The following is a 4,691-nucleotide window of genomic DNA, read 5'->3' as shown; positions in this document are numbered from 1 at the left end:
CTTGCTGTGACATAGCCTTTTGTTCCTTTATTTCTCTATTTTTGACGACTTAAAGTTATAAAGGAGCGGCTATGTCATTTCAACTCATCATAAAAGTCGAGCATCGCGTTATTTTACTTTTTCTTGTCTTTTCGTAACTGGAAAAAAAATCATTGAAATGTTAAAACTGGCACTATCTTCTCACTCATTGGTGGCTAATTAGTGGCTAAAAAGCCGCCATACCCAATACATTTATCCATGACAATGAAAATCATTCGTATCGCTACCCGCCAAAGCCCATTGGCTATGTGGCAGGCGCAATATGTTCAAAAACGACTGGAATACTTTCATCCAGAATTGAAAGTAGAGCTGGTTCCAATGGTCACACGTGGCGATATTATCCTTGATACACCATTAGCAAAGGTGGGAGGCAAGGGCCTGTTCGTGAAAGAATTAGAACTGGCATTGCTTGAAAAACGTGCTGATATTGCTGTCCATTCCATGAAAGATGTCCCTGTCGAATTTCCCGACGGTTTGGGGTTGGTCACAATCTGCGAACGGGATGATCCACGGGATGCTTTTGTTTCAGTAAAATACGCCTCGCTGGATGATTTGCCAGCAGGCAGTATTGTTGGGACATCCAGCTTACGCCGTCAGTGCCAAATTCGCCAGCTACGCCCTGATCTTGTCGTCCGTGATTTACGCGGTAATGTCGGCACCCGCCTGAGCAAACTTGATAACGGCGACTATGATGCCATTATCCTTGCAACAGCCGGGCTAAAAAGACTAGGGCTTGAAGAACGCATTCGCATGCCATTGGCACCAGAGTTACTGCTGCCAGCCGTCGGCCAGGGTGCAGTAGGAATTGAGTGCCGCCTTGATGATCAGCAAACCCGTGAACTGCTGGCTCCCTTGAACCACGCCAGAACAGAAACTTGCGTTCTGGCTGAGCGAGCCATGAATACCCGCCTTGAAGGGGGTTGTCAGGTACCGATTGGCAGTTATGCCATCTGGCAAGAAGACAAGATCTGGCTACGTGCTCTGGTTGGCGCGCCTGATGGCAAAGTTATCGTACGCGGCGAAAGAAGGGTATCACCAGAAGAGGCCCGTCAGGCTGGAATAGCATTGGCGGAAGAGTTATTGGAAAAAGGCGCCCGCCAGATTTTGGCCAGCGTATACCAGAGGAATCCACCTGAATGAGCATTTTGATCACCCGCCCTGCTCCCGCAGGAGAGGAATTGGTCAGACGATTGCAGGCTATCGGAAAAACAGCCTTCAGCGCACCACTCATCGAAATTTATCCGGGAGCAGATTTACCATTGCTGTCACAAAAACTGCAATGGTTATCTGCGGGGGATCGGGTTTTCCTGTTATCAAAAAACGCCGTTCATTATGCCAATCAGCAGCTTATTCAAGAGGGCCTGTCATGGCCTGATAAGCTCTCTTACTATGGTATCGGTAAATCGACTTCCCTGATGTTTCATCAACAAACCGGGTTAGAAATCGTCTGGTCCAGACAAGGTGAAACCAGTGAAGATCTACTGAAACTCCCCGCTCTACAGAATATGAGTAATAAAAAGATTTTATTGCTCCGGGGTAATGGCGGTCGTGAAGTCATTGCTTCCACGTTAAGAATGCGGGGAGGAGTAGTGGATTACTGTGAATGTTATTCACGACAGCCAGTTAAATATTATGCAACCGATTTCAGTTATCACTGGCAGCAATATGGTATAAAAACCATCGTTGTTACAAGTGGCGAAATGCTGCAACTGTTATATAACTTAGTAACCGATAGCAACGGAAAAGCGTGGTTATTGAGTTGCTGTCTGGTTGTAGTCAGCGAACGCCTTGCTAATATTGCCCAAACATTGGGCTGGCAAACAATAAAAGTAGCCAAGAGTGCAGATAATGACGCCTTAATCCAGGCGCTGGAATAAACCAATATGGGATGTCCATTATGACGGAACAAAAGCAGTCCACCGATGCGGTTGAGACAAAACGCCCTCAGCAGCCTGAAACGGCTCCCCATAAACCCAAACGTTATGGATGGGCAGGCAATACGCTCTCAATTGCCATTTCTCTGGCAATCGGTGTTGGTGGCCTTTACATTTATTATCATGGTAAACAGCAGAATGCAGCATTAAACGCCGAAAATCTCGCTCTTCAGCAAGAGGTCGCCTCTCTGACACAACAGCACTCTGCCGATAAACAGGATGTTGATGCCAAACTCCAAAAACTCGATTCTTCCTTACAAGAATTCAAATCACGAAACCAGCAACTGGATGACCGTCTGGCAGAGCTTCAATCCCGTGTTTCAGAGCTTTCAAATACGGATATCGAAAACTGGCGACTGGCACAGGCAAGTTCTCTCGTTAAAATGGCCGGGCGCAAAATATGGAGCGAGCAAGATGTCACAACAGCCATCGCATTGATGAAAGATGCTGACCAGAACCTTGCTGAGATGGATGATCCCAGCCTGATCTATGCCCGCCAGGCTATCAGGGTGGATATTGAATCTCTGACTAAAATCAATCAGCTTGATTTGGATGGTATTATTCTGACGCTGAACCAACTATCAAACCAGGTCAATAACCTGCCCCTGTTTGACAAAGTGGAACAAGCCGCGCCGATGGAAACTAACAATGACGAAATCACGGCTTCACTTTCCGACTGGCGTAAAAACCTGAGCAGTAGTTGGCACGGCTTTATGGATAACTTCATTACTATTACTCCTCGTGATAGCAACAAAGAACCCCTATTGGCGCCTAATCAGGATATTTACCTACGCGAAAACATTCGTTCCAAACTGCTGATCGCTGCACAGGCAGTGCCCCGCCATCAGAGTGAAATTTACCAGAAAGCGTTGGGCTCCGTTGGAGAATGGGTAAGAAGTTATTTTGATACCTCGGCTCCAGATACAGAAGATTTTTTACATCAAGTTGATTCACTGCAAAAACGCCCTCTTTCTATTGATGTTCCTGAACAACTGAGCAGCCAGCCAATATTGGCAGATCTCGTACGTAAGCGGATCTACAATTTGCCGCATTCCATATCATCCCAGCCAGAAACTAAACCTGAAACCGAATCAGGAACCAAGCCTGAAACTCAACCAGAAACGCAGTCACAGCCTGCTCCAGCAGAAGCATCCAGTCAGGCAGATACATCGACTGAGGAGAGCTGAATATGCTGAAGATATTATTGCTGTTCATTATTCTTATTGTGGGCATCATACTTGGTCCCTTGATGTCCGGGCATCAAGGGTACGTTTTGATCCAAACAGACAGTAAGAATATCACCACCAGCATCACTGCTATGGTGATTATGTTTCTCTTATTACAATTCTTGCTGATTTTCATCGGTTGGTGTTATCGTCGGTTAAAGCGTACCAGCACATTCACCCATAGCTGGATCTTTGGTGGCTATAAGCGCAGTCGGGCACGTTCACAAACCAAACAGGCACTGCTCAAACTGGCCGAAGGAGATTTCAGGCAGGTTGAGCGTCTAATGACCCGCAATGTTGATCATGCAGAGCATCCTGTCGTGAACTATTTGTTGGCGGCAGAAGCTGCTCAACAGCGCGGTGATTATTTCCGTACCAACCAGTATATTGAGCGTGCCGCAGAAGTTGCAGATAAGGATCAACTCCCTGTCGATATTACCCGTGTACGTATCCAACTGGCACAAGGCGAAATTCATGCCGCCCGCAATGGTGTGGATAAACTGCTGAACTATGCCCCTCGCCACCCTGAAGTATTGCGGCTGGCTGAACAGGCTTATTCTCTTTCAGGTGCTTATCAATCATTAGTTGATATCTTGCCTTCAATCATGAAAATTGATCTGCATAGTGAGGAAGAAATCCTTAAACTGCGTCAGCAAGCCTATGTCGGGTTAATGAATCAAATTATGGCAGAAAAAGGCAGTGCTGGTCTGAAAGTATGGTGGAAAGAGCAGAGCCGCAAGATTCGCAATGATATTGTGCTACAAGTTGCTATGTCCGAACATTTGATTGAGTGCAATGATCACGATACAGCCCAGCAAATCATTCTGAATGGATTAAAACAGCAATACGACGAACGTCTCCTGCTCTTGATCCCGCACCTTAAAACCAGCGAACCCGAAGCCATACAAAAAACACTCACCCATCAATTAAAGCAACATGATGCAACGCCGCTGCTCAACAGCACCATAGGACAGGTTGCTTTACGCAATGGTGAATGGGCTAACGCTGAAACTGCCTTTAAAGCAGCGCTTGAACAGCGACCGGATGCCCATGATTACGCATGGCTTGCTGATGCACTCGACAGATTGCAGAAACGCGAAGAAGCCGCCCAAATCCGTAGCAAAGGTTTTATGCTGACTTTAAAGCGCAATGACGGACTTGAAAAATAACGAAGCATAAACCCGGCTATTCCGCACCTCAGTTAACAACGATATGGATACCATTGAGGCGTTAACTGAGGTGCGCCGTATTTCTACAGGCAAAAAAAACACCTGTCAAAAAGGCAGGTGTATAAATACAATCAGGTCTACAGACGGATAGTGCCTCACTCAACGTTGTGTCCGGTTTGTGATGAAAAGACAGTGATGCTTACTCATCTATAGGTCATGTATTGAATAGTTAGATCATTCATTAAACGTAGTTTTCACGCTCAATGAACGTCCCTATCACCTTGTCATGCATCTCTTCGGATTTGGAATAGCCAATCGTCTTT

At 46.2% G+C, this 4,691-nt stretch carries 5 protein-coding genes; 4 read left to right on the top strand and 1 reads right to left on the bottom strand.

Annotated features, from left to right (window positions below; all coding sequences use genetic code 11):
- Nucleotides 1-237 precede the first annotated feature (237 nt).
- The 4 genes from hemC to hemY are packed head-to-tail and all read left to right on the top strand — an operon-like array spanning nucleotide 238 to nucleotide 4,368.
- Nucleotides 238-1,179 (top strand): hydroxymethylbilane synthase, encoded by a 942-nt coding sequence (gene hemC / locus AAC854_RS21155; RefSeq protein WP_340618818.1) that lies wholly within the window; start codon nucleotides 238-240, stop codon nucleotides 1,177-1,179.
- Nucleotides 1,176-1,916, top strand: a complete 741-nt coding sequence (gene hemD / locus AAC854_RS21150; RefSeq protein ID WP_340618817.1) for a uroporphyrinogen-III synthase — start codon at nucleotides 1,176-1,178, stop codon at nucleotides 1,914-1,916. Before hemC ends, hemD begins: the two co-directional genes overlap by 4 nt.
- Nucleotides 1,917-1,936: 20 nt before the next feature.
- Entirely contained in the window at nucleotides 1,937-3,160 is a 1,224-nt protein-coding gene (hemX, locus tag AAC854_RS21145; protein WP_340618816.1) for a uroporphyrinogen-III C-methyltransferase, read from the top strand.
- Between the two features lie 2 nt (nucleotides 3,161-3,162).
- Nucleotides 3,163-4,368, top strand: a complete 1,206-nt coding sequence (gene hemY / locus AAC854_RS21140; protein ID WP_340618815.1) for a protoheme IX biogenesis protein HemY — start codon at nucleotides 3,163-3,165, stop codon at nucleotides 4,366-4,368.
- Between the two features lie 241 nt (nucleotides 4,369-4,609).
- Here hemY and AAC854_RS21135 read toward each other — a convergent pair.
- A partial coding sequence (locus AAC854_RS21135) for an IS1 family transposase (protein ID WP_340615970.1) occupies nucleotides 4,610-4,691 on the bottom strand: 82 nt, incomplete at its 5' end.

The organism is Xenorhabdus entomophaga, from assembly GCF_037996725.1.
Lineage (GTDB): Bacteria > Pseudomonadota > Gammaproteobacteria > Enterobacterales > Enterobacteriaceae > Xenorhabdus > Xenorhabdus khoisanae.
Note: the sequence above shows the minus strand (reverse complement) of the source record. Positions and strands in the feature narration are given on the sequence as shown.

Bases quoted from the DNA above. Each gene is read 5' to 3' on its own strand.
- hemY (WP_340618815.1), top strand. From the start codon at position 3,163: ATGCTGAAGATATTATTGCTGTTCATTATTCTTATTGTGGGCATCATA.
- hemD (WP_340618817.1), top strand. From the start codon at position 1,176: ATGAGCATTTTGATCACCCGCCCTGCTCCCGCAGGAGAGGAATTGGTC.
- hemC (WP_340618818.1), top strand. From the start codon at position 238: ATGACAATGAAAATCATTCGTATCGCTACCCGCCAAAGCCCATTGGCT.
- hemX (WP_340618816.1), top strand. From the start codon at position 1,937: ATGACGGAACAAAAGCAGTCCACCGATGCGGTTGAGACAAAACGCCCT.